This window comes from Kitasatospora phosalacinea (assembly GCF_000716545.1).
Classification (GTDB): Bacteria; Actinomycetota; Actinomycetes; order Streptomycetales; family Streptomycetaceae; genus Kitasatospora; species Kitasatospora phosalacinea.
Genome location: NZ_JNWZ01000218.1, coordinates 1 through 233, shown reverse-complemented (window position 1 = coordinate 233; position 233 = coordinate 1). Strand labels below are relative to the sequence as shown.

Genomic DNA, 233 nt, shown 5'->3' with positions numbered 1-233 from the left:
CGAGGGCAAGGTCATCCGGGTGTCGGCGCGGACGAGGGATGATCCGGTGCCGTGTCCGGTGTGCGGGCGGCCGACGGGGCGGGTGCACGGCTTCCACGGGCGGAGGGTCGCGGATCTGCCGGTGGACGGGCGGCGGGTGGTGGTGTCGGTGCGGCTGCGGCGGCTGGTGTGCCCGGTGCTCGGCTGCCCGCGGCAGACGTTCCGCGAGCAGGTCCCCGGCGTCGTGGAGCGCT

Annotated in this window: 1 protein-coding gene; it reads left to right on the top strand. The window is 76.4% G+C overall.

Features of this window, described 5'->3' with window-relative positions; all coding sequences use genetic code 11:
• Positions 1 to 233 (top strand): transposase family protein (locus OO48_RS37120; protein WP_209439598.1); only part of this gene is annotated, 233 nt, incomplete at both ends.